The sequence below is a fragment of the Nocardia aurantia genome, assembly GCF_009604425.1.
Taxonomy (GTDB): Bacteria; Actinomycetota; Actinomycetes; order Mycobacteriales; family Mycobacteriaceae; genus Nocardia; species Nocardia aurantia.
In genome coordinates, this window is the sequence record NZ_WEGI01000023.1 from 27,723 (window position 1) to 53,663 (window position 25,941).

A 25,941-nucleotide genomic window follows, 5' to 3' on the forward strand; every position below is an offset into this window, starting at 1 on the left:
CCCCAGAAGGAATACGGTAGCGAATCCCGCGGCGACCGCGCTGGTTCGCAAACCCACCTGGAAACCTCCTACCGGATCCGAAATTCCACGGCTGTCATGCTAACTGCCAGCGATCTCCGTGGTTGGCGTCGGGCGGCCGGTCGGTCCGGCCCGTCGCCCGCGACCGGATACCCACCCTCGACCCGACCTGGGCGATGGTCCCGGCGCGCCGGCGGCGACCGTCGGATCCTCCCGGACGATCGCCGAAAATTTGCTGACTTCAGGTAAATAGGAGATATCGGCTCCGGTTCCGGTGGACGCTTGTTAACATAATGGAGTGAATCCCGTCATCACGGCGCCACCACGGCGGTTGCGCGCGGACGCCGCCCGCAACCAGCAGCGGATCCTCACCGCGGCGCGGCAGCTGTTCGCCGAACGGGGGCTGGAGGTCACCCTCGACGATGTCGCGGAGGCCGCGGGGGTCGGGGTCGGCACGGTGTACCGGCGCTACGCCAACAAGCAGGAACTGATCGCGGAGGTGTTCGACCGCCACATCACCGCGATGGCGGAGGCGGCCGAATCCGCGTACGCCAATCCGGATCCGTGGTCCGGTCTGGTGGAACTGCTCGAGTACGCCTGCCGGCACATGGCCGACAATCGCGGTTTCGGCTCGGTGATGCTCGAATTGCCCGATGCCGTGGAACGTTTCGCGTCCATGCGGGATCGGGTCAAACCGGCCATCGCGACCGTCATCGACCGGGCGCGGGACGCGGGCGTGTTGCGTCCGGGCATCGCCTCGTCCGACTTCTTCGCGATCGTCGGGATGGTCGAATCGGTCGCGGCGTTCTCCCGTTCGGTGAACCCGGACGTGTGGCGGCGCTACCTGGACATCGTGCTCGACGGGATCCGCGGCGACGACCAACCGCGCCAGCAGCTTTCGGTCCCGCCGCTGCGGGACGACGAGGTGGACCAGGCGAAGGCCGCCGCCTCCTGCGCGGCCCGCCGGCGCTGAACCCGTCCGGAAACGACAGTGCCCCGGCCCGTTTCACGCGGGCCGGGGCACTGTCCGGCGGATGTCAGTGCGCGAGCACCAGTTCGCCCTCGGCGGGGGCGGGCATCTTGTTCGGCACGATCGCCGCGACCAGAATCGCGCCGACCACGAAAATCACCGTCGCCCACCAGAATGTGGTCACGTAGCTGTGAATCGCGCCTTCCGCCACCACATCCGGGGTCGGAGGCAGGTGACCACGCACGTAGCCGCTCGCCGAACTCGCCGCCACCGTGCTCAGCAGCGCGGTGCCGATCGAGCCACCGACCTGCTGCATGGTGTTGACCATGGCCGAGGCCACGCCCGCATCCTGGTGGTGCACACCGGCGGTCGCGCCCTGGAAGGCCACCGACACCGCGGCGCCGAGGCCCAGGCCCATCAGGATCAGCGAGGGCAGCACGTGGGTGCCGTACGAGGTGTGCAGACCGATCCGGGTCAGCAGCGCCATGGACGCGCCGCCCAGCAGATAGCCCACGCCCATGGTGACCTTGGGGCCGACCCGCGGCAGCACCAGCGACGGGGTGGTCGTCGAGGACAACACCATCGCGGCCACCATCGGCAGGAACGCCACACCCGTGCGGATCGGCGAGAAGCCGAGCGTGTTCTCCAGGTAGAAGGTCAGGAACAGGAATGTGGCGAACATTCCGATGCCCATGACGAACACCGCCAGATAGGACGCGCCCCGAGTCCGGTCCAGCACCACCCGCAGCGGCAGCAGCGGATTCGCGACCCGGGTCTCCAGCACCACGAACGCCACCAGCAGCGCCAGGCCGCCGAGCAGGAAGCCGAGGGTGGCGCCGTTGCCCCAGCCGGCCGACTCGGCGTGCGAGAAGCCGTACACGATCGCGAACAGCGAGGCCGTCACCGCGACGGTGCCGGGGATGTCGAGCTTGGGCCGCTCGGTGCTGGTGTGCTTGGCCAGCAGCAGCACCGCGCCGACCAGGGCGACCGCGGCGAACACCAGGTTGACGTACATCACCCAGCGCCACGAGGCCCATTCGGTGAGCGCGCCGCCGAGCAGCAGGCCCAGCGCGCCGCCGGTGCCCGCGACGGCGCCGAAGATGCCGAACGCCTTCGCTCGCTCGGACGGTTCGGTGAAGGTCACGGTCAGCAGCGACAGTGCGGCCGGCGCCAGCAGCGCGCCGAACACACCCTGGGCGACCCGGGCGGCGACCAGCATGTCGAAGCCGGTCGCGGCGCCGCCGAGGGCCGAGGCGGCGGCGAAGCCGATCAGGCCGACGATGAAGGTGGTGCGGCGGCCGAACAGGTCGGACAGCCGGCCGCCGAGCAGCAGGAGGCTGCCGAACGCCAGGGCGTATCCGGTGACCACCCACTGGCGGTCGCCGTCGGAGAAGCCGAGCGCGCGCTGCGCCTCCGGCAGTGCGATGTTCACCACGGTCGCGTCGAGCACGACCATCAACTGAGCGACGGCCAGGACGGCCAGTACCCACCAGCGCGCGGCGTGCGAGCCGCGCCGGCTCTGACGCTCGGCCCGATGCGTGACCGGGCCGGGCGGCGCCCCGCCGGGCCGGTTGTCGAGATCGACAGCGGAGTTCATGAGTCCTCGAATCGGTTGGCCGAAGGTTTACCAGTAGCGGAGGTTCTCCCTCCACTTGCTCCCACGAAGCTACCACCATAACGGAGCAGGCCCCTCCACTTAATCCCGTTTCCGCGTAGAATGTCAGTGTGAATCCCGCCACCACACCCGCCCCACCTCGCCGTTTGCGCGCCGACGCGGCTCGCAATCAGCAGCGCATCCTCGCCGCTGCCAGGCGTTTGTTCGCCGACCGCGGGCTGGAGGTCACGCTCGATGATGTAGCGGAGGCCGCGGGTGTGGGCATCGGCACTGTCTACCGGCGGTATGCCAACAAGCACGAGTTGATCAACGAGGTGTTCGTCCAGGGCATGACGGAACTGGCCGAGGCCGCCGAAACGGCCGATGCCGATCCCGATCCGTGGGCCGGGCTGGTCGGCTTCTGTGACTTCGCCTGCCGGCACATGGCCGACAATCGCGGCCTCGGCGAGATGATGCTGTCGGTGCCCGAAGAGGTGCAGCGGCTGGGCTGCGTGCGCGAGCGCATCGAGTCGACGATGAATCATCTTCTGGAGCACGCCATCTCGGCGGGAGTGCTGCGCCCGGACATCGCCGGCACCGATTTCTTCGCGCTGATGACCATGGTCGAGACGATGGCCACGCTCACCCGTTCGGTGAATCCCGAGGCGTGGCGGCGCTATCTCGCGATCCTGCTGGACGGCATCCGCGGCGACACCGTCCCGCGGCAGACGCTGCCGGTCGGCCCGCTCACCGAGGAGGAGATCCACGCCGCCAAGCACGCGGTGTTCGCGGCCCGCAAGAAGTGACGCGGCCGGCACCGATCCGGCGAACCGCTCGCGAACCCTCCGAATCCGCTCGCCCGGTGGTGTACGACACAGCCATCCCCTAGAGTTGGACAGATGACCAACTCGTGGGTGAACTGGGCCGGAGATCAGCAGTGCGTGCCCGCCGTCGTGGCCACCCCCGGTTCGGCCGACGAGGTGGCCGTCGCGCTCGCCGACGCAGCAGCCGCCGGGCACACCGTGCGCGTGGCCGGAGCGGGCCACTCCTTCAACGACACCGTACTCACCGACGGCGCGCTGCTGCGGATGCCGGCGCTCGATCGGATCCGGCACGTGGACACCTCGACCGGCCTGGTCCGGGTCGAGGCCGGCGCCACCCTGAACGCGATCAGCACCCGGCTGCACCCGTTGGGGCTGGCCTTCCCGAATCTCGGGGACATCGACGTGCAGACCGTCGCCGGCGCGACCGCCACCGGCACCCACGGCACCGGCGCGGCGCTGCAGAACATCTCGGCCGCACTGCATTCGGTGGAACTGATGCTCGCCGACGGCAGCCGGGTGGAACTGAACGAGCAGACCGATCCGGACGGCTGGCGCGCGGCGCGGGTGAATCTCGGTGCGCTGGGGGTGGTCACCGCGGTGACCCTGCGACTGGTGCCGTCGTTCGTGCTCGAGGGCATCGAGCGTCCCGTGCCGGTCGAGCAGGTACTCGCCGATCTCGACGAATTCGTCGACGGCAACGAGCATTTCGAGTTCTACGTATTCGCGCACAGCCCGCTGGCGATGACCAAGCGCAACAACCGGGTGGCCGGGCCGGAGCAACCGCGCCCCAAGGCGGTGGACTGGTTCGCCGATATCGCCATGTCCAACTACACCTTCGACGGGTTGTGCCGGCTCACCCGCCGCCGGCCGCAATTGATCCCGTGGGTGCAGCGGCTGGCCGCGCATGCCGGCAGCTATCGCCGCCAGGTCGACCGCTCGTACCGAGTGTTCGCCTCCCCCAGGCTCTTTCGCTTCACCGAGATGGAATACGCGATTCCGCGCGAGCACGCGGCGGCCGCGCTGCGCGAGATCAAGGAGATCGGCACCCGGTTCGATTCGCCGATGCCGACCGAGGTCCGTTTCGTCGCACCCGACGACGCGTTCCTCTCCCCGGCCGGCGGCCGCGCGACCTGTTACATCGCGGTGCACCAGTACCGCGGCATGGCCTGGGAGCCGTATTTCCGGGCCTGCGAGGCGGTTTTCGATCGATACGAGGGCCGGCCGCACTGGGGCAAGCGGCACTTCCAGACCGCCGCGACCCTGCGCGACCGCTACCCCGACTGGGATCGGTTCCAGCAGGTCCGCCGGCGACTGGATCCCGAGGGCCGCTTCGCCAACCCCTACGTCACCCGAGTGCTGGGCTGACCTTCGGCGAATCCTCCAGGCGCAGTTCGAGACTCACCGGGACGGCGTCCACCTCGAGCGCCTGGCGCAGCCGCGGCAGCGCGTGCGCGGTGATGCGGCCGCGCAGCGCGACCACATCGGTGTCCTGTGCGGCCGACACCAGCAGATGCACCCGGGGGCGGCGGCCCGAACCGGTCACCCAGGCGGTGGCCGAGCGGACCCCCGGATAGCTCTCCAGATCGGCGACCAGCGGCGCCGCGATCCGCGCCGAATCCAGTACGGCCAGATCGCCGGAACCGGCGGCGCGCGCGTGCCAGCGCACCGCGCCCGGCGTCCGGGGTACCTGGGCAACGGCCCAGCGCAGGCTGGCCAGGCCGATACCCGCGGCCACCACGGCGATCCCCCAGCACGCCCAGTCCGGCGGCAGTTCGGTGCCGGATACCACCGGATCCGCGGCGTCGACCCAGCTCAGCTCGCCGAGATGGGCGGTGAGCGCGTAGCCGCCGAGGGCGAGCAGCAGCAGTCCGAGCGCCGCCAGTACCGTGCGGTTGGGCCGGATCCGGCCGCGCCGCCGGGCGATCATCGCCGCCCCGGGAGCTGTTTCGAATTGTGCTGCCGGGCAACAGTTCCCAGGCGGCGAACCCGGGCCGACACCCGCGGTGACGAGGCCGGGGCGATCCGGGTGACCCGTTCGTCGACGGCGTCGCGCACCGCCCGGCGTAGTTCCGGGGACCGCGCCCCGGCCCGGGCCACCACCCGGACCTTCCTGCGGCGCAATACTATTCGCACCGAATGCACCCCGTCGACGGATTCCGCCGCCGCGCCCAGCGCGCGGTGCAGGCCGGAGCGCACGACCCCGGCGGCGATCCCGTCGCCGGGAGCCAGCGGCAGCACCGTGGCCCGATCGGGCAGCACCGCCAGCGCGAGCAGCGCCACTCCCCCGGCGACGGCGGCCAGACCGGCGGCGGCCACCCGGATGTCGTTCCAGCTGATGCCGTGCAGGACGCGGACCACGACGTCGTGCCACAGGTAGTCCCGGGCGCCGGTCAATCCGGGGATCAGGGTGAGCGCCACGGCGGCGCTCACTCCCAGCAGCGTCAGCGCCAGGACGGCCGCGGGCAGCGCGCGATGCGGGCGGCGAATCATGGTGCCTTCCGGGGTAGCTCGGTCACCTCGATGTCGACGCGGCGGATCGGCATGCCGAACCGTTCCTGGACCCGCTGCCGGACATGGGCCCGGCAGGCGGTCGCGACCTGCCAGATCGGCATCGGATACCGGATCGGCAGTTGCAATGCGAGGGCCAGTTCACCGCGGGCGAGTTTGACCCGTACCCCGACTTCCCGGTCCACGCCGGTGATCTCGCGAGCCGCGGCGATGGCGGCCTCGCGCACCGCCTCGGCGGCCACCTCTCCGGGTGGGCGTGAGGCGATGGATTCGGTTGCGGCGGTGGCGGCCGTACTCCCGGGATCGATCCGGGATTTGTCGGTCACCGTACTCGTCATGAGTTCCTCCCGAGCGGCGTGTGCGGACCAGCGGTCGTCCCGACTCGTTGCGTTAGCGCAACACTAGCTGCATCGCTACGAATTCTTTGTTTGACACCCGCGCGAGCCGATCGCCAGGATAGTTGTGGCTGCAGACGGGGTTGTCGAATCAGTTGCTGCAGCAGCTTCACCGGTTGCCGAAACGGCGATCACACGTCGGCTCGGCGGCGTTTCACCCGATGGCGGACCAGCCGGACGAGGCTCGTCCCCAGGTTCTGTTCGGACGTGACCGACCAATAGGAAGGTTCAAATGTCTGCCCCGAAAAAGCCCGGCCAGGCGGCTGCCAAGACCAAGAAGCCGATGAAGCAGCAGGCGGATCGCGCGCAGAACGAGCGCGAGCAGATCGCCGGTGACAACCGGCGCGGCATGGGCCAGATGGCCGATGACATGCGCCGCGGCCGCGAGAATGCCGAGGCCGATATGAAGGAGAACCGGGATCGAGCCGAGTCCGGCATGAAGAATGCCGCCGACCGGATGCGCCAGAAGACCGGCCGCTAGTAGCCGAGCCCGGATCGGCCCGCCCCACCCGGTGGCGGGCCGATCTGTGTGCGAGCGTTACTCGTTGACCAGGCGCAGGCCCCGCGCCGGCGCGCGGCGGCGGTCGACCAGCCAGACCATCATGGTCTGATCCGCGGCGGGAGTGAGCAGTTCGACCTCGACCTCGACATCACCGCGACGCGGATGATCGAGACGCATGGTGACCCGGCGATGTTCGACGACCCGATGCGAACGCCAGCGGCGCACGAACTCCGGGAACCGGTGCAGGGCGTCGATCATCGCGCCGAGCCGCTGATCCTCGGGCCACTGCGAGCGGGCCGCGCGCAGCAGCGACACCATCAGATCCGCGACCTCGGCCCAGTCCCGCCAGTACTGCGCGGCGCGCGGATGCGCGAAGACGTAGTACGCGAGGTTGCCCTCGGCCTCGGCGTCGAGCAGGCCCAGCGGCTCCGCGAAATCGCGCCAGGCGGCGTTGGAGGCGAGCACCGTGAGCCAGCGCCCGACCAGGAAGGCCGGGGTGGGATGCAGTCCGTCGAGCACGGCCTGCATGGTCTCGGTCACCTGATCGTGCGCCTCGCCGGCGCCCGGGCAGGTGGACGTACGCTCCATTCCCATCGCGAGTTTGCCGAAATGATGCCGCTCGACCTCGTTGAGGCGCAGGGCGTCGGCGAGGGCGCCGAGCACGCCGGTCGAGGGATTGGTGTCACGGCCCTGTTCCAGTCTGGCCAGATAGTCCACGCTCACCCCGGCCAGCGCGGCCACCTCCTCGCGGCGCAGGCCCGGGGTCCGCCGGCGGCGACCACTGGGCAACCCGACATCTTCCGGCTGCAACAGCGCGCGGCGGGCGATCAGGAATTCGGCGAACTCGGACTGCGTCACTCCACCATCCTGCCGGATCCCCGCCCTGTTATCCGCGCCCTGTCAGTCCCATGATCAGCGCGGTGTGGCTAAGCGGACCGAGGTCCGCTTACTCTCGGCGCTATGACCACTCCTGAACAGACCACTCTGCTCCCCGGCACCTGGGCCCTCGACCCGGCTCACTCGTCGGTCAACTTCACCGTGCGCCACCTGGGCATCTCCAAGGTCCGCGGCCGGTTCAACAAGTTCGACGCCGGCTTCGTGGTGGACGAGTCCGGCTACGCGCTGATCTCGGCGACGATCTACCTCGAGTCCTTCGACACCGGCAACGAGCAGCGCGACGCGCACGTCCGCACCGCGGACCTGCTGCACGTCGACCAGCGGCCGACCCTGACCTTCAAGGCGCTCGAGCCGATCCGGGTCGCCGAGGACTTCGAGGTCGTCGGCGAGGTCACCCTCGGCGATGTGACCAAGCCCATCACGCTGGCGGTCGAGTGGGGCGGCGTCCAGGAGTTCCGCGACGGCGAGCGGCACACCGGCTTCACCGCGACCGGTTCGCTGTCGCGCACCGAACTCGGCGTGGGCGCGGGCCTGCCGTCGTCATTCCTCAGCGACAAGGTCGCCATCGAACTGGACGTCCAGCTGGTCGAGCCGAAGGCCGCCTGACCGGGCCGTCTATGACGCGGGCCCGGCTCACGGCAGCAGGCCGGGACGCCGGGCCGCCACCACCGCCTCGTGCCGGGTGGGCGCGCCCGATGTGATCATCACACCGCGCGGGTAACCGTGCGCAGTCTCCGGACGCAGCGACAATCATTGCGCGACTGCGACATCGGCGCGGCCCCGCGCGATGTGCCGGGTCCCACCGTGGCCGATCCCCGGTCGCCGGCTCGCAGCCGGGCCTCGCGCAGCCGCAGTCTCGCGCAGCCGCAGTGCGAGGCCGCCCAGTCCCGAATCGGGCGCGACGACCGGGCCGCCGATCGCGCCGGTGCGAGTGCCGAAGAACTCACCGATCACCAGGGTGTCGACCCGCACACATCCCCCGCAGACCACCGGCAGGCCGGGAAACGCTGCGACCTCCCGCAATTGGGCACGCCACGCGTCACTGTCGCGTGGCGGAGCAGGGTCCGTCGCGGACTTCTTTCCCGATTCGAGTCCGCGCACAGTGGTGTGATCCTCACGACGTCGCCGCCGCTCCGGGGCCGGATCCCGGCCTCCTCGGCGGACCCGTGCCCACAGCGGCTGTGTCGGGTACGCCGGCTCGGGTAGCTCTGGAAGGAGACGCGGCCGAGCGACGGCCGCCGTGATCGGGAGGTCGGTGATGGCACACGACAGTTCGGCTCTGGTCGAGGCGCTGGCACGATTCGCCCGCCTGTTGCCGACCCCCTACAAGGTGGAGACGGCACTCGATGAGCTCGGCATGAGCGTGACGAAGGTGTTCGATCTGGTCGGCGCGGGCGTCTGCCTGCTGGAGGGCGGTGTGCTGCGGTTCGTCAGCGCCACCGCCGCCCCGGTGGCCGCTCTGGAACGCGTGCAGGAGCTCAGTCAGCAGGGGCCGTGCATGGAGGCCAGTCATACCGGTGAGGTCGTGACCGTGAGCGATCTGCGCACATCCGCGGATCGGTGGCCGAGTTACACCGAAACGGCGCTCGAGGTCGGGGTGCTGGCGGTGGCGGGCATCCCGATGTGGCTCAACGAGGAGCGGCTCGGCGCCGTGAACCTCTACAGCGCCGGCCCGCGGATCTGGTCGGAGGCGGATCTGGACGCCGCGCGGATCCTGGCCTCGGTGGCGACCGGATACATCGTCAACGCGAACAAATGGAATCAGCAACAGCAGGTCACCGAGCAGTTGGAGCAGGCCCTGGAATCCAGGGTGGTGATCGAACAGGCCAAGGGCATCATCGCCAACGTGCGCGACATCACGCCCGACGAGGCGTTCGACCTGATCCGTAAGCACGCGCGGGCCCACCGGACACCGCTGCACACCACCGCGCGGGCCGTCATCGAGGCCGGCCTGCGCGTGTAACCTCCTGCGGCGCAACATGACTGCCCCGATGCCGGACGCCGTTCGCCGGTTCCGGACCGGTACGCCACCAGTGCTAGGCTGGTCCGGTCCGGGCCGCCGACCAACGGCCCACCGAGCCGCCCCAGTCCCCGGCGGAGCACGAAACACAGCTCTGTAAGACGGGTGACTTGACGATGCGTGGGAATGGCGGGTGGCCGTGGCGATGACGCCGGGCGGCGACCATACGGCGATCTCGGGCGACCAGTGTGCGCCGAGTTCGGCCGACGGCAGTGCGCCGAGTTCGGACGGTAGCAGTGCGTTGAGTGCGGACGGCAGCGGTGCGCCGAGTGCGGACGGTAGCGGTGCTCGTGCTCCGCTGCCGACCGCCGGGCGTTTCCGGTTCTGGTTCGGGTCGCAACGCTGGGAGTGGTCGCCGGAGGTGTTCCGGATGCACGGCTACCCGCCCGACGCGGTGCAGCCGACCACCGCGCTGCTGCTGGCCCACAAACATCCCGACGACCGCGACCACGTCGCCGAGGCGATCACCCGCTCGGCCACCGATGCCGTGCCGTTCTCGAGCCGGCACCGGTTCATCGACACCGCGGGCCGCGTCCACACCGTGATGGTGGTCGCCGATCTGGTCACAGACTCCGATGGGCGCGCCGTCGGCACCGAGGGTTTCTACATCGACCTCGGGCCCCTGGTCACCGACACCGCCCGCGAGATGTTCGACACGCGACTGCCGGAGATCATCCGTACCCGCGCCGAGATCGAGCAGGCCAAGGGGGTGCTGATGACCATGTACCGCATCGGCGCCGACCAGGCGTTCGAGGTGCTGCGGTGGCGTTCCCAGGAGACCAACGTCAAGTTGCAGCCGCTGGCGGCCCGGCTGCTCGGCGATCTACTCGAACTCCCGCACGTGCCGCCCGAGGTGATCACCGCCTTCGATCATCTGCTGCTGACCGCCCACCTGCGGGTTCCCTGCGACGCAACCGAGCCGGCCGCCGCCGACGGCGAGAACTGACCCCCGTTCGGGGGTGGTCCACCGGGCCCGGCCCGGCGTACGGTCGCGAGGCGGGGTCCGGCCCCGCGGACGCCCGGTGCGAGAAAGGCGGCACGATGACCCGGCCCACGAAGAACACGGTCCGCTACCGGGCCGCCCGCGACCATCTGCTGGCGCTGGCCGCCGATTACGCGACGGCCACCGCGACCTTCGAATGGCCGGAGATCACCGGCGACTTCAACTGGGCCGTCGACTGGTTCGACGTGATCGCGCGCGGCAACGATCGCACCGCGCTGTGGATCGTCGAGGAGGACGGCCGGGAGGAGCGGGTGAGTTTCGACGAGATGTCCCGCCGCAGCGACCGGCTGGCCACCTGGCTGTCGGAACTCGGTGTGGGCCACGGTGATCGGGTGATCCTGATGCTCGGCAACCAGGTGCAGCTGTGGGAGTCGATGCTCGCGATCGCGAAGCTGGGCGCGGTCACCGTACCCACCACCGCCGCGCTCGGCGCGGACGATCTGGCCGACCGGATCGGCCGCGCCGGCGCCCGCGCCGTCATCGCCGATGCCGCGGATACCGCGAAATTTCCTGGGGCACAGGATGATTACATCCGCATCGCGGTGGGCGAACCGGTGGCCGGATGGCATCGGTACGCCGACGCCGACTCGGTCGTCCCGGACCCCCCGCGCGTCGGCACCGCGGTGACCGACGAGCTGCTGGTGTACTTCACCTCGGGCACCACGAGCAAACCGAAGATGGTGCCGCACACCCAGATCAGTTATCCGGTCGGGCACCTGAGCACCATGTACTGGATCGGATCGCGGCCCGGCGACGTACATCTCGCGATCAGCGCGCCGGGCTGGGCCAAGCACGCCTGGAGTTGTTTCTTCGCGCCGTGGATCGCCGAGGCGACCGTCTTCGTCTACAACTACCGCCGGTTCGACGCGGCCGCGCTGCTCGCGCAGTTGCGCCGGGCCGAGGTGAACACCTTCTGCGCACCACCGACGGTGTGGCGCATGTTGATCCAGTCCGACCTGGGCACTCGCCCGGACGGCCTGCGCGAAATCCTCGGCGCCGGTGAGCCACTCAACCCGGACGTGATCGCGACCGTGGAACGGGCCTGGGGGCTGACGATCCGGGACGGCTTCGGTCAGACCGAGACCACGCTGCAGATCGGCAACACCCCGGGACAGCCGGTGAAGCCGGGCTCGATGGGCCGCCCGGTGCCGGGAGTGCCGGTGGCGCTGGTGGATCCGATCAGCGGCGCGCTCGCCGACGAGGGTGAGATCTGCCTGGACCTGCGCCGGCATCCGATCAACCTGACCACCGGCTACCTCGCCGATCCGGAACGCACCGCGGCGGCGATGGCCGACGGTTATTACCACACCGGCGATGTCGCGGTCCGGGACGACGACGGCTACATCACCTACATCGGCCGCACCGACGACGTCTTCAAATCCTCGGACTACAAGGTGTCGCCGTTCGAACTCGAGAGCGTGCTGATCGAACATCCGGCGGTGGTGGAGGCGGCCGTGGTGCCGCAGCCCGACGACACGAGGCTCGCCGTGCCGAAGGCCTACGTCACCCTCGCCGCCGGATGGCCCGCCGACCGGGAGACCGCGCGCGCCGTGCTCGCCCACGCCCGGCAACGGCTCGCACCCTACCTGCGGGTGCGCCGGCTGGAATTCGCCGAACTGCCGAAGACCATCTCGGGCAAGATCCGCCGGGTCGAACTGCGCCGCCGCGAGGAGCAGGCCCACCGGGACGGCATCGGCCTCGAGGCGGAATTCCGGGACGAGGACCTGTTCCCGCCGTCCGCGGGCCGCTGAGACGACACGGGCGGTAACCGGTATTGCGACGAGTTCGCCCGGTCGCGAGGCCTACTCGCCGGGCGCCTGCGGCAGTACACTCGAAGTCACTGCATCTGCACACTCTTCGTTGTACCGCCACCGCAATTTGGCGCGTTTGCCCCGAGGTGGCGCGTTTTCCGCTGGCCTCACGGTCCGGCAGCCACGAGACTGAATCGGTGCCGCACCGGCGCAACAATCGTTCCCGGGCCCGATCCCCGCGATCGGGCTGCCGCCCCGCACCCGGGACCGCCGGTGGCACCGAGCCGGCGTGCCCCCGGCTCGGTGCCCACCGCGAATCCCCCTGCGCGGCAAGCGATATGGACTATCGATCGGCTGTGTTTCCGAAACGGAGAGGAGATACCGTGCTGAACACCTGCGAATCCGCGACCGCGTACGTGATCGCCGAGCTGGAGGCGAAGGGCACCGCCACGCGCGAGGATTTCGACGTGCCGGCCATCGTCGCGACCACGTACGCCATCACCGAGACCTGGGATTTCCGGGCGCTGGACCGCGGCACCTTCTGGAACATCGCGGCCAGCAACCTGCGCGCCTGAGGGCGCCGGCCGGGTCACTCGCGGGGTTCGCCCGGCCGGGCGCGGGCCGCCAGCGTCCACCGCCGTTCCGATCTGCGCATCGTGTCGGGATCGGTGTAGCCGAGCAGCCGCGCCTGCCGCCGGGGACTCAACGGGCCCGCGGCGCCCGCCCGGGAAAGCCTGGCGCGCTCCAGTTCCCGCCGCCAGGTGGTTCCCGCCTCCGCGAGCCGCCGCTGCAACGTCCGGGGGCTGGTCGCCAACCGGCGCGCCACCGCCGACAGCGACGGGTCACCGTCGTCCAGCGCCGCCGCCAGCGCGACCGCGACCCGCTGCGGCCAGGCCGTCGCCAGCGGCGGCGGGGGTGGCAGGGTCGCGGCCAGCGGTTGCAGCACCCGGGCCAGCACCGGATCGGCGGTCCGCTGCGGCAGGGCCAGATCGGCGGCACGGAACGTGATCGAATCGGAGTCCGCCTCGAAATCGACTGCGGCCGTTCCGAATACGTCGACATAGGCCCCGTGGTCGCGCGGAGCGCGCTGACGCAACCGGACCCGGACCGGTGTCAACGGGGCGTCGACCGTGCCGCGCGCCCGGGTCAGCACCGCCACCAGGCCCCACAACTGGATGAGGTCCCGGGCCCGGCCCGCGCCGTCGATCATCTCGAGCGACAGCGTGCTCTCCCGCTCGTCGTCGGCGACGAGATCGAACCGGTGATTGGTGGTGACCGCGGCGACATACGGTCCGCACGTGGCCAATCCGTCGCCCAGGGTGGCGGCGCTGGCGAACAGGTAGTCGTAGAGGCCGAGCGCCCGCAGCCGGTAACGGGAGGCGACGCGCAACGCGACATCGGGTTCGTCCAGCCGCTGCTCGGCGAGTTCCCACAGCCGGCTGAACGTGTCGCTGGACAGATGCACCGGACCGCCGGACAGCACCCAGGCCGGGATGCCGCAATCGGCCAGCAGCGCAACCGGATCCACGCCGGCGGCCGCGAGCTCGCCGATCACGAAGCGATGCAGCAACGCCACATCGGTACTCATCGCCGGCCTCCCAGCGCACGGTCCAGCTCACGCCGCCAGCTGGTGCCCGCCTCGGCGAGCCGGCGCTGCAGGGTGCGCGGGCTGATCGCCAGCCGCCGCGCCACCACCTCCAGCGACACCTCACCGTCCTCGAGCGCGGCCCGTAGCGCGCGGGCCACCCGCCGCGGCCAGGCGGCCGGGAGTTCCGGTGGGGGCGGCAGGGTTTCGGCCAGCGGGCGCAGCACCTGCGCCAGCATCGGGTCGGCGGTGGTCAGCGGGCGATCGAGGTCCGCGGCACGGAAGGTCATCGAGTCGGCGTCCGCGCCGAATTCGATTCCGGCCGTACCGAATACGTCGGTGTAGGGCCGGTCGTCGGGTGGCGCGGGCTGCCGCAGCGTGACCCGCACCGGGTCGAGCCGGCCCTCGACCACGCGCCGGGTCCGGGTCAACATCGCGGTCAGGCCCCACAATTGGACAAGCTCCCGGCCGCGGCCCTCGCCCTCGATCATCTCGAGCGACAGCGTGGCCCGGTCCGCGTCCTCGAATCCGAGGACGGCGCCGTGATTGGTACTGACCGCCGTGATGTAGGGGCCGCAGGTGGCGAGCCCGGCCCCGACCGTGGCGGCGGTGGCGAACAGGAAGTCGAACAGCTCGGCCGTCTTGAGCGGATACCGGGTTCCGATGCGCAGCGGCAGATCCGGTTCACCGAGCCGGTCGGACCCGATCTCCCAGAGCCGGGCGAAGGTCGCGCTGGGCAGGTGCACGCCGGGGCCGCTCAGCGTCCACTCCGGTATGCCGCATTCGCGCAACAGCGGGTCCCGATCCAGTCCGGCCGCGACGAGTTCGGACACGACGAATCGGTGCAGCAACGTCACATCCGTGCCCATGCCCCTCCTGCACTCGTCCTCCGGCGAACATATCGGTACAGCTGTGGCCACGCTGCGAAACACCGTATCCGAAAGCGCGAGTGCGAGAATCGGCCGGGGCCACCGGCGGGCCGGGCGGCGGCGTGCGACTACGGCGAATCGGGCGCGAGCCGCACGGTGGCGATCATGCGGCGGGCGAGCTCCTCCGGATCTTCGCCGCCCAGTTGCGATCCCACCAGCGCGCCCTCGCGCCACAGCGTGGCGAATCCGTGCGCCAGCGACCAGGCGGCCAGTTGCACCGCCCGGTCCGATTGTCCGGAAGTTCCGAGTTCGGCGGCACCGGAGCGTAATTCGACGCCGGAACGCAGCCGTGCCGCGGCCAGCCGCTCGTCGCCGGCGCGCAGCAGGTCGTGCCGGTACATGATGTCGAAATGACCGGGATGGGTGCGGGCGAACCGGATGTAGGCCACCGCGACCTCACGGAAATCGCCTGCGGCCGCGTGTAGTTCGTCCGCGAGCAGGTCGAATCCGGCGATCGCCAGCTCGGTCAGCAAACCCTGCCGGTTGCCGAAGTGGTGGGCCGGCGCGGCGTGCGACACCCCGGCCCGCTGCGCCAGCGCGCGCAGCGACAGCCCGTCGACACCCTCGGCCGCGATCTGCTCGGCGGCGGCGGCGAGCAGGGCGGCCCGTAGGTCGCCGTGGTGATAGGCGCTCTTGGTCATGATTCGATCCTGACCCATCATCTTGACGTTGACAAGTTCATGGAGCGGCCCTAATCTTTCCACTGTCAAGTTCCGCGCACATCCAGGAGCCCCCGATGGCACCCCTCGTCGTACTTCTCGTCGTCACCGCGATCGCCCGGCTCGCCGGTTGGTTGCATCTGACCGGCTGGCTGGACTCGTGGCCGCACGCCGCTCGCCTCGGCCTGGCCGCCATGTTCCTGCTGACCGGCATCGCCCATTTCACCGAGCCGCGCCGCAGCGGCCTGATCGCCATGGTGCCGCCGCGACTGCCGGCCGCGGCGACCCTCGTGACCGTCACCGGAGTTCTCGAACTCGCCGGAGCGGCAGGGCTTCTCATCCCGCCGGTGGCGCCCGTCGCCGCGATCTGCCTGGCGGTGCTGCTGCTGGTGATGTTCCCCGCCAACGTCCGCGCCGCACGAGCGGACCTCGGCATCAAGAGCATGCCGCTGCCGCTGCGGACGGTCGTGCAGGTGGTCTTCGTCGGGGCGTGCGTCCTCGCGGCGCTGTGAGCGCGACGCTCAGCCGGCCGCGACGGCCACCAGTCGTTGCGCATCGTCGAACAGCCACTGTTCGGCGATGCGCGCCGCGGCGAGCGCGGCCAGCGCGGCGGCGGCCAGCAGCATGTACATGACGACGATCTGATAGCGGATGGCCACCAGCGGATCCACCCCGGCCAGGATCAGGCCCGTCATCGCGCCGGGCAGGCTGATCAGCCCGACCACCTTCGTCGAGTCGACCACCGGCACCAGCGCGGTGCGCAGGGCCGAGCGGCGGTACGGCAGGAACGCCTCCGCCGCGGGCAGCCCGAGGCACAGCCGGGCCTCCACCTGCGGGCGGGCGGCGACCGCATCCTCCCGCACCCGGCGCAGCGCGACCCCGGTGGCCTGCATCGCGCCGGAGACGATCATGCCGCCGACCGGCACCACCACCCGGGCCTCGGTGGAGATCACCCGCAACACCAGCAAGACGCCGAGGGTCAGCACCGAACCGAAGGCGACGCCGATGGTGGCGGCCCACACCGAATGCGGCAGACCGGCCCCGCGCCGCCCGGCCACCTGCCCCGCCACGACGATCATCAGCGCCACCCAGGCCAGCCCGCCGGGCAGGCCCGTGTGCCGGAAAAGCAGCAACAGGACCGCGCCGACCGCGATCAACTGCACCCCGGCCCGCGCGGCCGCGATGAGCAGTTCCCGGGTCAGTCGCAACTGCTGGCGATAGGCGATCCCGGCCGCCAGCGCCACCAGCAGCAGCGAGGCCGCGACACCCCACCAGCTGGGCACCGACAGCGCGTGCGCCGTGTTCGTGTTCACCGGAACTCCCGTCCGCCAAGTTCGCCGAGATGTGACAGCCGGCCCTGCTCCAGCAGCAGGATCTCGTCGGCGACCGTGCCGACGAAGGTGCTGTCGTGGCTGACCAGCACGACGGCGCCACCGGCGGCGACATGGCCGCGGACCAGGTCGGCGACCACCGCGGCGGCGCGTTCGTCCAGGGCCGAGGTGGGCTCGTCCAGCAGCAGCACCTCCGGCTGCACGGCCAGCCCGCGGGCCAGGCACACCCGCTGCGCCTCGCCGCCGGACAGTTCGGCACAGCGGCGGTGCAGGAACGACTCCGGCAGCCCGGCCCGGTCCAGCAGGCCCGCCACCTCGGCCTCGAGCAGATCGGATCGGCCCACCCGCACCTCGTCGAGCACGACCTCGGTGAGCAGCACCGGCTGCTGCGGCACGAGCCCGACCCGGCGGCGCAACTCCAGCACGTCCAGATCGGCCAGCGGCACACCGTCGAGGCCGATCACCCCCGACGACGGCTCGGCCAGCCGGTTCAGCAACCGCAACAGCGTGGTCTTGCCGACCCCGCTCGGACCCACCAGTGCCGTGCAGCGGCCGCCCGGGAAGACGACGTCGAGGTCGGTGAACACCGTCCGATGGCCGAATGTCACCGAAACCTTGTCCAGGACAATGCTGTGCACGGCCCCCACCCTGCCCTACCCGGCGCGGCCGCGCATCCCCGGAGGTCAGCGCATCGGGGCGCCGTAATGCTCCTTCATCAGGTCCAGATGGACCCAGTTGTCGACTTCCAGCACCCGCCGCAGCGCGCGCAGCCGGTCCAGCGCCGACACCACCTCGTCCAGCCGCGGCGCGAAGATCGTCCCGAGCAGATCGAACCGCCCGATGGTGGCGGCCAGGAATCGGACACCGGGAAGCTCCGCGATCAGCGGTGACAACCCGGAGACCCGGCCGCTGGCCCGCACCCCGAATCCGACTGCCACCTCGGTGTCGCCGTGGCCGGGGGTGGACAGCGCGCCGATCCGGACGATGCCCTCGTCGATCAGGCGCATCACCCGCATCCGGGCCGTTCCGGGTGTGGTGCCGGCCGCCGCGGCCAGGATCGCGTAGGACGCGCGGCCGTCCTCCTGCAACTGCGCGAGCAGCCGCCGATCGAGCGCGTCCAGCGCGGCCTCGGCGACCTTCTGCGGTTGCCCGGCGTCGATCATCAGGTCGGAGTAGTACAGCGTGTTGGTGTCGCGCACGCCGTCGATGCTGCGGATGCGATCGAGCGCGGCGGCCAGTTCCGCCGCGTCGCCACAGCGGATCTCCGCGATCAGCGGATACCGCCCGCTGATCAGCGAGACGTACGGCACCTCCGGCAGGGCCGCCACCCGTGCGGCGACCTGCCGCACCGGCTGCTCGACGCTGACCGAGACATGCGCCAGCGCTTCGAGTCCGACGGTGGCCGGGTGCACGATGCCGACCACGCGGGTGTGACCCGATTCCAGCAGGGCGTCGAGCCGTTTGGACACCGTCGGCCGCGACACCCCGAGGCGGGCCGACAGCTCGTTGCGGCCGATCCGCCCGTCCAGGCGGAGCTGATCGAGGATGCGCGCATCGAGATGGTGGGTGCCGATCGGGTCCGGGGCGGTCATCCGAACTTAACAATCGAGATCGGGGACGGCCGGGTTTTACATATCGGCAGCGGAATCGCAACATCCCGTCCATCGACGACACCGAATGCGAACATCTCTTTACATTTCATCGATCAAACCCCTTGTCCGGCAACTTCTTTCGCCTGGACAAAACCTATCGCAATTTCTATGGTTCAGCCACGGCCGGAAAGCGACCGATCGACATGAAAACTTCGCACAACCGCTACCGCACCAACAGGAGATCGACGTGATGAAAAAGCTGAAGCTGGTGGCAGCAGGGCTCGGTATCGCTCTGCTCGCCGCCGGGTGCGGCAGCGGATCCTCCGGCAGCAGCGCCCACGGGGCCGCACCCGCCGGCTTGCTGAAGGACGGTGAGCTCCGGGTGTGCACGGACCCGGAATACCCGCCGATGGAATACTTTCCGGAGGGCAACACCACCGACCCGACGGGCTTCGACTCCGGCGCCGCCCGCGCCCTCGCCGACCTGTGGCAGCTGAAGGTCACCTGGCAGATCACCGCCTTCGACGGCCTGATGCCGGCGTTGCAGGCACAGCGCTGCGATGTGCTGTGGTCGGCGCTGTACATCAGCCCGGAACGCACCAAGGTGGCCGACGCCGCGCCGTTCCTGCACACCGGTCCCGGACTCCTCGTGCGCACCGGCGACACCCGCGTCGCCACCGCCGACGATCTGTCCGGCAAGACGGTCGCGGTCCAGGGCGGCGGCGTCAACGAGCAGACGCTGCACAAACTTTCGGACAAGTTCACCGCCGCCGGCCGGCCCGGCATCACGGTGCAGGCCTACCCCAAGACCGCGGAGACGGTCGCCGCCGTCACCAACGGCAAGGCGGACGCACTCATCGAAACCGATGTGGCCGTGGTGGACATGGTGTCGAAGTCGGGCAAGGCGCTGACGGCGGTACCGAACATCTTCGCCGCCGAAACGGATTTCGGCGTGTACACCCGCAAGGGCTCGCCGCTGTCCGCCCCCACCGCCGAGGCGGTGCGCACCCTCGCGAAGAACGGCGCACTGGGCGCGCTGGCGACGAAGTACGGCCTGGATCCGGCGAGGGTCGCGCAGGGATAGTGCCGTGACCTTCGATCGAGACATCTTCTGGTCCGCGCTGACCTCGGCGGAATTCCTGCACGGCGCCTGGCTGTCGCTGGCGCTGGCCGTCGTCTCGATGGCGCTGGCGACGGTGCTGGGTTTCGCGGTCGCCTTGTTGCGCACCGCGTCCCGGCCCGTTCCCCGCGCGATCGGCGGCGCCTACGTCTGGTTCTTCCGAGCCATCCCGACCCTGTTGGTGCTGCTGATCATCTGGAACGCCGGGCCGCAGCTGTTCCCGGCCCTGCGGGAACACTGGTTCACACCGTTCCTGGCCGCGCTGTTCGGGTTCGCGATCGTGGAGGCCGCCTACATGGCCGAGATCCTGCGCGCGGCCCTGGAATCGGTCGACGAGGGCCAGCACCTCGCGGCCCGCGCGATCGGCCTGGCGCCGCATCAGGTGATGCTGAAAGTGGTGCTGCCGCAAGCAATCAAGGTGGCGCTGCCGCCCACCGGCAACGAGCTCATCGCGCTGCTGAAGTACACCTCGCTGGCCTCGGTGATCTCGCTGCGCGAACTGCTGACCACCGCCCAGGTCGGCGTCTCGGTGACCTTTCGCTACGCCGAGTACTACAGCGCGGCACTCGTCTACTACCTCGTCATCGTCAGCGCGCTCATGGCCGCGCAGGCGCTGATCGAGCGCCGCTACCGCTGGGTCTCCCGCGCCGCGGCAACGCGCGTGGCACCCGAGGCGGTGGTGGCCCGATGAACGAATCCGCCGCGATCCCGCGACCCACCGGAGGCCCCGCCGTGACCACTCCGCTCCTGCAAACCGTCGGTCTGCGCAAAAGCTATGGGACCCAAGTGGTTCTGGACCGCGTCGACTTCGGCATCGATGCCGGCGCGGTGAAGGCGGTGCTCGGCCCGTCCGGATCGGGCAAGTCGACCATGCTGCGCCTGATGGCGCTGCTGGAGCCCGCCGACGACGGCTCGATCCTGTTGCACGGCAGAGAGATCGGGACCGAGTCCGGGCGCGCCGGCGCCGCGCGGTTGCCGGAGCGGCGGCTGGCCCGGCAGCGCGCCGAGATCGGCATGGTGTTCCAGCGTTTCAATCTGTTCGCGCACCTGGACGTGCTGCACAACGTCACCCTGGGCCTGACCGCCGTACGACACGTCGGCAAGGCCGAAGCGGCGCAACGCGCGCAGGCCATGCTGGAACGCGTCGGCATGGCCGACCGGATGCGTCACTACCCCTCCGAACTGTCCGGCGGACAGCAACAGCGGGTCGCGATCGCCCGCGCGCTGGTGCTGGAGCCCTCGGTGATGTTGTTCGACGAGCCGACCTCCGCCCTCGACCCGGAACTGGTCAACGAGGTGCTGGTGGTGATGGAAGATCTTGCCGCCCAGGGCATGACGATGATCGTGGTGACGCACGAGACCGGGTTCGCGCGCCGGGTCGCGCACGAGGTGGCGTTGTTCCACTCCGGCGTGATCGTGGAGCAGGCACCGCCGGAGCGGTTCTTCACCCAGCCCGAACACGAACGCACCCGCGCCTTCCTGGCGCACGTGCACTGAGGGCGGCCCCGATATGCCGGAACTCGCCGTCTACACCGATATCGACGACCTCGACCCCGCACCCGGAGTGGAACTGCTGGAGGACAACGGATTCCGGGTGCGCGTGCTGGCCACCCGCGATCCGTCCGAGATCGCCGCGGCCGCCGCCGAAGCCACCGCGCTGCTCGCCGGGTACGCACCGGTCGACGCGGCGCTGCTGGACCGGCTGCCGCGGCTGCGGATCGTGTCGCTGCTGTCCCGCGGCAGTGACACCGTGGACGTGGCCGCCGCCACCGCGCGCGGTGTCTGGGTGGCCGCCGTCGGGGACGTCGCCGTCGAGGAGGTCGCGACCCACGCCTGGGCACTCACGCTGGCGCTGGTGCGCCGCCTGGACTATTTCGCGCTGTCCGCCCGCCGGGACTGGCTCGCCCGGCCCGCGCCGGGCCCACGCCGGTTGTCGGAGCTCACGCTCGGCCTGATCGGACTGGGACGCACCGGATCCCGCGTCGCCGCGCTCGCCGCCGGATCCGTGCACCGGATCCTGGGGTACGGCCGCGGGCCGACCCCGCCCGGTGTCGACGCCGCGCCGCTGGCCGAGGTGGTGGCGCGATCGGACCTGTTGTCGCTGCATCTGCCGCTCACCGCCGAGACCGCGGGGCTGCTCGACGCGAACCTGCTGGCCACCGCGCGCCCCGGCGCCTATCTGGTCAACGTCTCCCGCGGCGGCCTCGTCGACGCGGAAGCCCTTGCCGCCGCGCTGGATTCGGACCGGCTCGCCGGCGCGGCACTGGACGTGCTCGATGTCGAGCCACCACCGGCCGGCGACCGGCTGGCCGGACATCCGAAGGTGCTGCTCACCCCGCACGTCGCCTATCTGTCCGATGCCGCCGCCCGCGATTACGTGCTGACGCAGGCCCGTAACGTCGTGCACTGGCGGCGCACCGGCCGGCCGTTGCATCCGCTAGCCGAACCGGCGGCCCGACCGTGACCGGGCCACGGCTGGAACTGTTCAACTCGCTGTGGGCGATGGAGGATCTGCCCTACCGCGGCGCACGAGCGTGGTCGCTCGACGAGCAGTTGGATCTGCTGGAGCGCAACGGGTTCGACGGCGCCGCCGTCGATCTCGGCGCGCGACAGCGACCCGAGGCGACGCGGCTGGCGGCCGCGCTGCGCGGCCGTGTGCTGCGCGTCGCGGTTTTCGCGTTCGCCGGTACGGACGCGGAGATCGGTACCGCGCTGCGGTACGCGGACACGGTCGGCGCGGATCGAATGGTGGTGTGCGGCCGCCTGTTCGACGACGACTCCGCCGCACTCGCCGCGGTGCTGGGTCGCTGGCATCGGCGCTGCGCCGGCGCCGGGGTGGCCATGCAGCTGGAAACCCACCGCCACACCCTGACCGAGGATCTGCGCCGCACCGTCGCGCTGCTGAACGTGCTCGATCCGGCGATCCGGCTGGCCATCGACCTGTCGCACTACGTGTGCGGCAGCGAGATTCCGCTGCCCGTACCGGACGCCGTCGACGAACTGCTCACCACCGTGCTGGACCGCACCGAATCCGTGCAGGGCCGCGTCGCGACCCGCTGCCAGGTGCAGATCCCGCTGGGCTTCCCACAGCACCGCGGATGGGAGGACCAGTTCCGGGACTGGTGGATTCGCGCCTTCACCGCCGTCCTCCGGCACCGGGACGGCGGCAGCGAGCCGGTGATGTTCTGCACCGAACTCGGTACCACTCCGTACGCGATCACCGGCCCCGACGGCCACGAGCTGTCCGACCGCTGGGCCGACACCCTCACCCTGCGCGACCGTGCCGCCGCGGCCTTCGACGCGGCCCTCGACGGTCTCACCCGCACCCCAGGAGGTAACCCGTGACCACCGCGCACGCCGCCGCACAACCGTTGAGCGGCAATCACATCGCCGCGGGACCGCTGACCGAGCCGCCGAGCGGCCGATCGCTGCTGCCCGCCCGCGCCTACACCGGCGAGGACGAATTCCGGGCCGAGCAACGGCTGATATTCGGCGCCGGCTGGGTGTGGGCCGGGTACGCCCACTGGCTCGCCGAACCGGGTGCGGTACATCCGGTCACCGTCGCCGGGCAACCCCTGCTGCTGGTCCTCGACGAGCAGCACCGGATCCGGGTGTTCCACAACTCCTGCCGCCACCGCGGCATGACCCTCACCGAGGAACCGACGGTGGTGCGCAAGCGCATTCAGTGCGCCTATCACTGCTGGTCGTTCGGTCTCGACGGAAAGCTCTGTGCGGCACCGTTCTACGGCCGGGCCAAGGGAACGGCCGTCGACGCCGAACTCGGCGATCGACTGGCGCTGGTCCCGGTGGCGGCGCACGTCTGGGCGGGCCTGATCTTCGTGGATCTCGCGGCCGCCGACACCGATCCGCAGGCCTGCGCGGCCGACTTCACCGACCGGCTCGCGCCGCTGCTGCGCCGCTGGTCGCACATCGACTTCGACCGGCTGCATCCGATCGAGGAACGCCGCTTCGACGTCGCCGCCAATTGGAAACTGGTGGTGGAGAACTTCCTCGACTTCTACCATCTGCCGTTCATCCATCCCCAGGTCGGACCGGTGGCGGCCGCACTGGACATCGACGATCTGGTGCTGCGGCCGGACATCATGGGCGGCAGCTATCCGCGCGGCGCGGTCGGCAAGGCCGGCAAGACCGAGAAGCGCTTGCCGTGGCTCGGCGAGGTTCCCGCCGAACTGCGCGAACGGCAGGACATCTTCTGTGTGTTCCCGAACGCGCTGTTGTTCCTGGAGGCCGACTGGTTCCAGGTGATCGGTTTCGATCCGCTCGCGCCGGACCGCACCCTCGAACATATGGCGGTGTTCGTGGACCGCACCGCTGCCGGAGCCGAATATGCCGGTACCCGAACCCAATTGGCCGAGGCGTTGTTCGCGGTCAACGAACAGGATCTGCCGATCCTGCGGCGGCTCCAGGCGGGACGGCACTCCCCGGCCGCCGACGCCACCAACCTCGTCGCCGCCTGGGACCAGATCACCGCGCTGTTCCAGCAGCGGGTGGCCGACCGGGCAAACCACCGATGAGCGCGGAGTCGCGACTGCGGCGGGAACTGGCGGCGGTGTACCGGCTGGTCGCGCACTTCGGGATGACCGACCTGATCTTCACCCACATCTCGCTGCGGCTGCCCGGTGCGGAACCACGCTTCCTGCTCAACCCGTACGGGCTGCTGTTCGAGGAGATCACCGCCTCGAATCTGGTGATCGTCGACGCCGCCGGCCGTCCGGCCGGCACCGGCGGGCAACGGGTCAATCCGGCGGGCTTCGTCATCCATTCGGCCGTGCACGCCGCGCGCGCCGACGCCCACTGCGTCCTGCACACCCACACCCAGGCCGGTTGCGCGGTGGCCGCCGGTGCCGCGGGACTGCTTCCGCTGAACCAGATCTCGATGGAGTTCTACGATCGGATCGGCTATCACGACTACGAGGGCGTGGCGCTCGGCCGCGCCGAACAACAGCGCCTGGTCGCCGATCTCGGCGGCCATCCCGCGCTGATCCTGCGCCACCACGGCCTGCTGACGGTGGGAAGCACTCCGGCACAGGCCTTTCTGCGCATGTTCTATCTGGAGCGGGCCTGCCGGATCCAGCTGGCGGCCACCGCCGCGGGGCCGGTGACCACACCGCCGGCCGATGTCTGCGCGCGCGCCGCGCACCAGCTGACCACCGGTGCGGCCCCCGGCGACGACTACGCCGACCCGGACGGTCCCGAACTCGCCTGGGCGGCCCTGCTGCGGCTGCTGGACCGGGTCGCCCCCGATTACACGGACTGAGACCGCTTCTCCCGGAAAGGATCCGCCGATGACTCCTGTCGGACCCGTCGACGCCACCCTGGTCCCCCGCTACGCGGGCCCGGCCACCTTCGCCCGGCTGCCCCGGCTGGACGAGGTCACCACCACCGATATCGCCGTCGTCGGGGTGCCGTTCGACACCGGGGTCAGCTACCGGCCCGGCGCCCGGTTCGGTCCGGCGCACGTCCGGGCCTCCTCGAAACTGTTGCGCCCCTACAACCCCGAGCTCGGCCTGAGCCCCTTCCAGCGGCTGCAGGTCGCCGACGCTGGCGACGTTCCCTGTAATCCCTTCGACATCGGCGCGGCGATCACCGAGATCGAACGGGCCGGTGACGATCTCACCGGCAGCGGCGTCCGGCTACTGACCCTCGGCGGGGATCACACCATCGCCCTGCCGCTGCTGCGGTCGGTGACCCGCCGGCACGGACCGGTCGCCGTGGTGCACTTCGATGCCCATCTGGACACCTGGGACACGTATTTCGGCGCGGCGGTCACCCACGGCACCCCGTTCCGCCGCGCCTCCGAGGAGGGCCTCATCGACCGGGAAGCCAGTCTGCACATCGGCACTCGCGGCCCGCTCTACAGCGACCACGACCTGGACGACGACCGCCGCCTCGGGTTCGCCACGATCACAGCACCACAGCTGGAGATCGACGGGGTCGCCGCGGCCGTCGAGCGGATGCTGACCCGGCTCGGCGACCGCCCGGTCTACGTCTCGGTCGACATCGACGTACTCGACCCGGCGCACGCACCCGGCACCGGTACCCCGGAGGCCGGTGGCCTCACCAGTCGTGAACTGCTGCACCTGCTCCGGGCGTTGCGCGCGGTGAACCTGGTCGGCGCCGACATCGTCGAGGTCGCCCCCGCCTACGACCACGCCGAGATCACCGGTATCGCGGCCGCGCACGTCGGCTACGAGCTCATCTCCGCGATGGCAGCGGCGTGAA

The 25,941-nt window shown here is 70.5% G+C and carries 30 protein-coding genes; 18 read left to right on the forward strand and 12 right to left on the reverse strand.

The window, feature by feature from the left end; genetic code table 11:
- Positions 1 to 316 precede the first annotated feature (316 nt).
- Positions 317 to 991: a TetR/AcrR family transcriptional regulator gene (locus tag NRB56_RS36695; protein WP_319944065.1), complete on the forward strand. Its 675-nt coding sequence runs from the start codon at positions 317 to 319 to the stop codon at positions 989 to 991.
- 64 nt (positions 992 to 1,055) lie between these two features.
- Here NRB56_RS36695 and NRB56_RS36700 read toward each other — a convergent pair whose 3' ends face one another.
- Positions 1,056 to 2,585 carry an MFS transporter gene (locus NRB56_RS36700; protein ID WP_153348975.1) on the reverse strand — a complete coding sequence of 510 codons (1,530 nt, stop codon included), beginning with the start codon at positions 2,583 to 2,585 and terminating at the stop codon, positions 1,056 to 1,058.
- 128 nt (positions 2,586 to 2,713) lie between these two features.
- On the opposite strand from NRB56_RS36700, the gene NRB56_RS36705 reads away from it, so the two are divergent.
- The gene (locus NRB56_RS36705) at positions 2,714 to 3,388 is read left to right on the forward strand and encodes a TetR/AcrR family transcriptional regulator (RefSeq protein ID WP_319944066.1); all 675 of its coding nucleotides are present in this window, start codon (positions 2,714 to 2,716) and stop codon (positions 3,386 to 3,388) included.
- A 93-nt stretch (positions 3,389 to 3,481) separates the two neighbouring features.
- Positions 3,482 to 4,771 (forward strand): D-arabinono-1,4-lactone oxidase, encoded by a 1,290-nt coding sequence (locus NRB56_RS36710; protein ID WP_153348976.1) that lies wholly within the window; start codon positions 3,482 to 3,484, stop codon positions 4,769 to 4,771.
- Here NRB56_RS36710 and NRB56_RS36715 read toward each other — a convergent pair.
- The 3 genes from NRB56_RS36715 to NRB56_RS36725 are packed head-to-tail and all read right to left on the reverse strand — an operon-like array spanning position 4,752 to position 6,252.
- Complete coding sequence (locus NRB56_RS36715) at positions 4,752 to 5,333, reverse strand: Asp23/Gls24 family envelope stress response protein (protein ID WP_153348977.1); 582 nt, start codon at positions 5,331 to 5,333, stop codon at positions 4,752 to 4,754. The two genes, NRB56_RS36710 and NRB56_RS36715, sit on opposite strands and share 20 nt — an antisense overlap.
- Positions 5,330 to 5,896: a DUF6286 domain-containing protein gene (locus NRB56_RS36720; RefSeq protein WP_153348978.1), complete on the reverse strand. Its 567-nt coding sequence runs from the start codon at positions 5,894 to 5,896 to the stop codon at positions 5,330 to 5,332. Before NRB56_RS36720 ends, NRB56_RS36715 begins: the two co-directional genes overlap by 4 nt.
- Positions 5,893 to 6,252, reverse strand: coding sequence for an Asp23/Gls24 family envelope stress response protein (locus tag NRB56_RS36725; protein WP_153348979.1), 360 nt, complete (start codon positions 6,250 to 6,252; stop codon positions 5,893 to 5,895). The genes NRB56_RS36720 and NRB56_RS36725 overlap by 4 nt, the downstream gene beginning before the upstream one ends.
- A 289-nt stretch (positions 6,253 to 6,541) precedes the next feature.
- Here NRB56_RS36725 and NRB56_RS36730 point away from each other — a divergent pair, with 289 nt between their 5' ends.
- Positions 6,542 to 6,790, forward strand: a complete 249-nt coding sequence (locus tag NRB56_RS36730; RefSeq protein WP_153348980.1) for a hypothetical protein — start codon at positions 6,542 to 6,544, stop codon at positions 6,788 to 6,790.
- A 57-nt stretch (positions 6,791 to 6,847) separates the two neighbouring features.
- On the opposite strand, the gene NRB56_RS36735 is transcribed toward NRB56_RS36730, so the two are convergent.
- Complete coding sequence (locus tag NRB56_RS36735) at positions 6,848 to 7,669, reverse strand: helix-turn-helix transcriptional regulator (protein WP_319944067.1); 822 nt, start codon at positions 7,667 to 7,669, stop codon at positions 6,848 to 6,850.
- A gap of 102 nt (positions 7,670 to 7,771) precedes the next feature.
- Here NRB56_RS36735 and NRB56_RS36740 point away from each other — a divergent pair, with 102 nt between their 5' ends.
- Positions 7,772 to 8,314: a YceI family protein gene (locus NRB56_RS36740; protein ID WP_153348981.1), complete on the forward strand. Its 543-nt coding sequence runs from the start codon at positions 7,772 to 7,774 to the stop codon at positions 8,312 to 8,314.
- A gap of 144 nt (positions 8,315 to 8,458) precedes the next feature.
- Here NRB56_RS36740 and NRB56_RS36745 read toward each other — a convergent pair whose 3' ends face one another.
- The gene (locus tag NRB56_RS36745; protein WP_227838644.1) at positions 8,459 to 8,809 is read right to left on the reverse strand and encodes a hypothetical protein; all 351 of its coding nucleotides are present in this window, start codon (positions 8,807 to 8,809) and stop codon (positions 8,459 to 8,461) included.
- Positions 8,810 to 8,966: 157 nt separating this feature from the next.
- Here NRB56_RS36745 and NRB56_RS36750 point away from each other — a divergent pair, with 157 nt between their 5' ends.
- The 4 genes from NRB56_RS36750 to NRB56_RS36765 all read left to right on the forward strand — a co-directional run bounded on the left by NRB56_RS36750 (position 8,967) and on the right by NRB56_RS36765 (position 13,057).
- Positions 8,967 to 9,671, forward strand: a complete 705-nt coding sequence (locus NRB56_RS36750; RefSeq protein ID WP_153348982.1) for a GAF and ANTAR domain-containing protein — start codon at positions 8,967 to 8,969, stop codon at positions 9,669 to 9,671.
- A 190-nt stretch (positions 9,672 to 9,861) separates the two neighbouring features.
- Complete coding sequence (locus NRB56_RS36755) at positions 9,862 to 10,674, forward strand: PAS and ANTAR domain-containing protein (RefSeq protein WP_319944068.1); 813 nt, start codon at positions 9,862 to 9,864, stop codon at positions 10,672 to 10,674.
- 95 nt (positions 10,675 to 10,769) lie between these two features.
- Positions 10,770 to 12,482: an AMP-binding protein gene (locus NRB56_RS36760; protein WP_153348983.1), complete on the forward strand. Its 1,713-nt coding sequence runs from the start codon at positions 10,770 to 10,772 to the stop codon at positions 12,480 to 12,482.
- Between the two features lie 383 nt (positions 12,483 to 12,865).
- Entirely contained in the window at positions 12,866 to 13,057 is a 192-nt protein-coding gene (locus NRB56_RS36765) for a hypothetical protein (RefSeq protein WP_319944069.1), read from the forward strand.
- 14 nt (positions 13,058 to 13,071) lie between these two features.
- Here the strand turns inward: NRB56_RS36765 and NRB56_RS36770 are convergent, their stop codons facing one another.
- The 3 genes from NRB56_RS36770 to NRB56_RS36780 form a co-directional block, all read right to left on the reverse strand.
- A complete protein-coding gene (locus NRB56_RS36770; RefSeq protein ID WP_153348985.1) occupies positions 13,072 to 14,070 on the reverse strand; it encodes an AraC family transcriptional regulator ligand-binding domain-containing protein in 999 nt (332 codons plus the stop codon).
- Positions 14,067 to 14,936: an AraC family transcriptional regulator gene (locus tag NRB56_RS36775; RefSeq protein WP_153348986.1), complete on the reverse strand. Its 870-nt coding sequence runs from the start codon at positions 14,934 to 14,936 to the stop codon at positions 14,067 to 14,069. Before NRB56_RS36775 ends, NRB56_RS36770 begins: the two co-directional genes overlap by 4 nt.
- A 128-nt stretch (positions 14,937 to 15,064) precedes the next feature.
- Positions 15,065 to 15,637, reverse strand: a complete 573-nt coding sequence (locus tag NRB56_RS36780) for a TetR/AcrR family transcriptional regulator (RefSeq protein ID WP_153348987.1) — start codon at positions 15,635 to 15,637, stop codon at positions 15,065 to 15,067.
- Between the two features lie 95 nt (positions 15,638 to 15,732).
- On the opposite strand from NRB56_RS36780, the gene NRB56_RS36785 reads away from it, so the two are divergent.
- Positions 15,733 to 16,167: a DoxX family protein gene (locus NRB56_RS36785; RefSeq protein ID WP_153348988.1), complete on the forward strand. Its 435-nt coding sequence runs from the start codon at positions 15,733 to 15,735 to the stop codon at positions 16,165 to 16,167.
- A gap of 9 nt (positions 16,168 to 16,176) precedes the next feature.
- On the opposite strand, the gene NRB56_RS36790 is transcribed toward NRB56_RS36785, so the two are convergent.
- Genes NRB56_RS36790 through NRB56_RS36800 form a run of 3 tightly spaced genes read right to left on the reverse strand, consistent with a single transcriptional unit; the run spans position 16,177 to position 18,578 of the window.
- Positions 16,177 to 16,968, reverse strand: a complete 792-nt coding sequence (locus NRB56_RS36790; RefSeq protein ID WP_319944070.1) for an ABC transporter permease — start codon at positions 16,966 to 16,968, stop codon at positions 16,177 to 16,179.
- Positions 16,965 to 17,624, reverse strand: a complete 660-nt coding sequence (locus tag NRB56_RS36795) for an ABC transporter ATP-binding protein (protein ID WP_406603577.1) — start codon at positions 17,622 to 17,624, stop codon at positions 16,965 to 16,967. The genes NRB56_RS36790 and NRB56_RS36795 overlap by 4 nt, the downstream gene beginning before the upstream one ends.
- 45 nt (positions 17,625 to 17,669) lie before the next feature.
- Positions 17,670 to 18,578 (reverse strand): Lrp/AsnC family transcriptional regulator, encoded by a 909-nt coding sequence (locus NRB56_RS36800; protein WP_153348989.1) that lies wholly within the window; start codon positions 18,576 to 18,578, stop codon positions 17,670 to 17,672.
- Between the two features lie 250 nt (positions 18,579 to 18,828).
- On the opposite strand from NRB56_RS36800, the gene NRB56_RS36805 reads away from it, so the two are divergent.
- The 8 genes from NRB56_RS36805 to speB are packed head-to-tail and all read left to right on the forward strand — an operon-like array spanning position 18,829 to position 25,940.
- Positions 18,829 to 19,662, forward strand: coding sequence for a transporter substrate-binding domain-containing protein (locus tag NRB56_RS36805; RefSeq protein ID WP_227838652.1), 834 nt, complete (start codon positions 18,829 to 18,831; stop codon positions 19,660 to 19,662).
- Between the two features lie 4 nt (positions 19,663 to 19,666).
- Positions 19,667 to 20,389, forward strand: coding sequence for an amino acid ABC transporter permease (locus NRB56_RS36810; protein ID WP_319944071.1), 723 nt, complete (start codon positions 19,667 to 19,669; stop codon positions 20,387 to 20,389).
- On the forward strand, positions 20,386 to 21,195 hold the full coding sequence (locus NRB56_RS36815) for an amino acid ABC transporter ATP-binding protein (RefSeq protein ID WP_153348991.1): 810 nt from the start codon (positions 20,386 to 20,388) through the stop codon (positions 21,193 to 21,195). Before NRB56_RS36810 ends, NRB56_RS36815 begins: the two co-directional genes overlap by 4 nt.
- Before the next feature lie 13 nt (positions 21,196 to 21,208).
- Positions 21,209 to 22,162 carry an NAD(P)-dependent oxidoreductase gene (locus NRB56_RS36820; RefSeq protein ID WP_153348992.1) on the forward strand — a complete coding sequence of 318 codons (954 nt, stop codon included), beginning with the start codon at positions 21,209 to 21,211 and terminating at the stop codon, positions 22,160 to 22,162.
- Positions 22,159 to 23,043, forward strand: a complete 885-nt coding sequence (locus NRB56_RS36825; protein WP_153348993.1) for a sugar phosphate isomerase/epimerase family protein — start codon at positions 22,159 to 22,161, stop codon at positions 23,041 to 23,043. The genes NRB56_RS36820 and NRB56_RS36825 overlap by 4 nt, the downstream gene beginning before the upstream one ends.
- Complete coding sequence (locus NRB56_RS36830; protein ID WP_319944072.1) at positions 23,040 to 24,233, forward strand: aromatic ring-hydroxylating oxygenase subunit alpha; 1,194 nt, start codon at positions 23,040 to 23,042, stop codon at positions 24,231 to 24,233. The genes NRB56_RS36825 and NRB56_RS36830 overlap by 4 nt, the downstream gene beginning before the upstream one ends.
- Positions 24,230 to 24,976, forward strand: coding sequence for a class II aldolase/adducin family protein (locus tag NRB56_RS36835; protein ID WP_153348994.1), 747 nt, complete (start codon positions 24,230 to 24,232; stop codon positions 24,974 to 24,976). Before NRB56_RS36830 ends, NRB56_RS36835 begins: the two co-directional genes overlap by 4 nt.
- Before the next feature lie 28 nt (positions 24,977 to 25,004).
- On the forward strand, positions 25,005 to 25,940 hold the full coding sequence (gene speB / locus NRB56_RS36840; RefSeq protein ID WP_153348995.1) for an agmatinase: 936 nt from the start codon (positions 25,005 to 25,007) through the stop codon (positions 25,938 to 25,940).
- Position 25,941 lies beyond the last annotated feature (1 nt).

Bases quoted from the DNA above. Each gene is read 5' to 3' on its own strand.
- NRB56_RS36700 (WP_153348975.1), bottom strand. From the start codon at position 2,585: ATGAACTCCGCTGTCGATCTCGACAACCGGCCCGGCGGGGCGCCGCCC.
- NRB56_RS36800 (WP_153348989.1), bottom strand. From the start codon at position 18,578: ATGACCGCCCCGGACCCGATCGGCACCCACCATCTCGATGCGCGCATC.
- NRB56_RS36715 (WP_153348977.1), bottom strand. From the start codon at position 5,333: ATGATCGCCCGGCGGCGCGGCCGGATCCGGCCCAACCGCACGGTACTG.
- NRB56_RS36710 (WP_153348976.1), top strand. From the start codon at position 3,482: ATGACCAACTCGTGGGTGAACTGGGCCGGAGATCAGCAGTGCGTGCCC.
- NRB56_RS36785 (WP_153348988.1), top strand. From the start codon at position 15,733: ATGGCACCCCTCGTCGTACTTCTCGTCGTCACCGCGATCGCCCGGCTC.
- NRB56_RS36760 (WP_153348983.1), top strand. From the start codon at position 10,770: ATGACCCGGCCCACGAAGAACACGGTCCGCTACCGGGCCGCCCGCGAC.
- NRB56_RS36780 (WP_153348987.1), bottom strand. From the start codon at position 15,637: ATGACCAAGAGCGCCTATCACCACGGCGACCTACGGGCCGCCCTGCTC.
- NRB56_RS36820 (WP_153348992.1), top strand. From the start codon at position 21,209: ATGCCGGAACTCGCCGTCTACACCGATATCGACGACCTCGACCCCGCA.
- speB (WP_153348995.1), top strand. From the start codon at position 25,005: ATGACTCCTGTCGGACCCGTCGACGCCACCCTGGTCCCCCGCTACGCG.
- NRB56_RS36770 (WP_153348985.1), bottom strand. From the start codon at position 14,070: ATGAGTACCGATGTGGCGTTGCTGCATCGCTTCGTGATCGGCGAGCTC.
- NRB56_RS36775 (WP_153348986.1), bottom strand. From the start codon at position 14,936: ATGGGCACGGATGTGACGTTGCTGCACCGATTCGTCGTGTCCGAACTC.
- NRB56_RS36730 (WP_153348980.1), top strand. From the start codon at position 6,542: ATGTCTGCCCCGAAAAAGCCCGGCCAGGCGGCTGCCAAGACCAAGAAG.
- NRB56_RS36835 (WP_153348994.1), top strand. From the start codon at position 24,230: ATGAGCGCGGAGTCGCGACTGCGGCGGGAACTGGCGGCGGTGTACCGG.
- NRB56_RS36750 (WP_153348982.1), top strand. From the start codon at position 8,967: ATGGCACACGACAGTTCGGCTCTGGTCGAGGCGCTGGCACGATTCGCC.
- NRB56_RS36720 (WP_153348978.1), bottom strand. From the start codon at position 5,896: ATGATTCGCCGCCCGCATCGCGCGCTGCCCGCGGCCGTCCTGGCGCTG.
- NRB56_RS36815 (WP_153348991.1), top strand. From the start codon at position 20,386: ATGAACGAATCCGCCGCGATCCCGCGACCCACCGGAGGCCCCGCCGTG.
- NRB56_RS36740 (WP_153348981.1), top strand. From the start codon at position 7,772: ATGACCACTCCTGAACAGACCACTCTGCTCCCCGGCACCTGGGCCCTC.
- NRB56_RS36725 (WP_153348979.1), bottom strand. From the start codon at position 6,252: ATGACGAGTACGGTGACCGACAAATCCCGGATCGATCCCGGGAGTACG.
- NRB56_RS36805 (WP_227838652.1), top strand. From the start codon at position 18,829: ATGAAAAAGCTGAAGCTGGTGGCAGCAGGGCTCGGTATCGCTCTGCTC.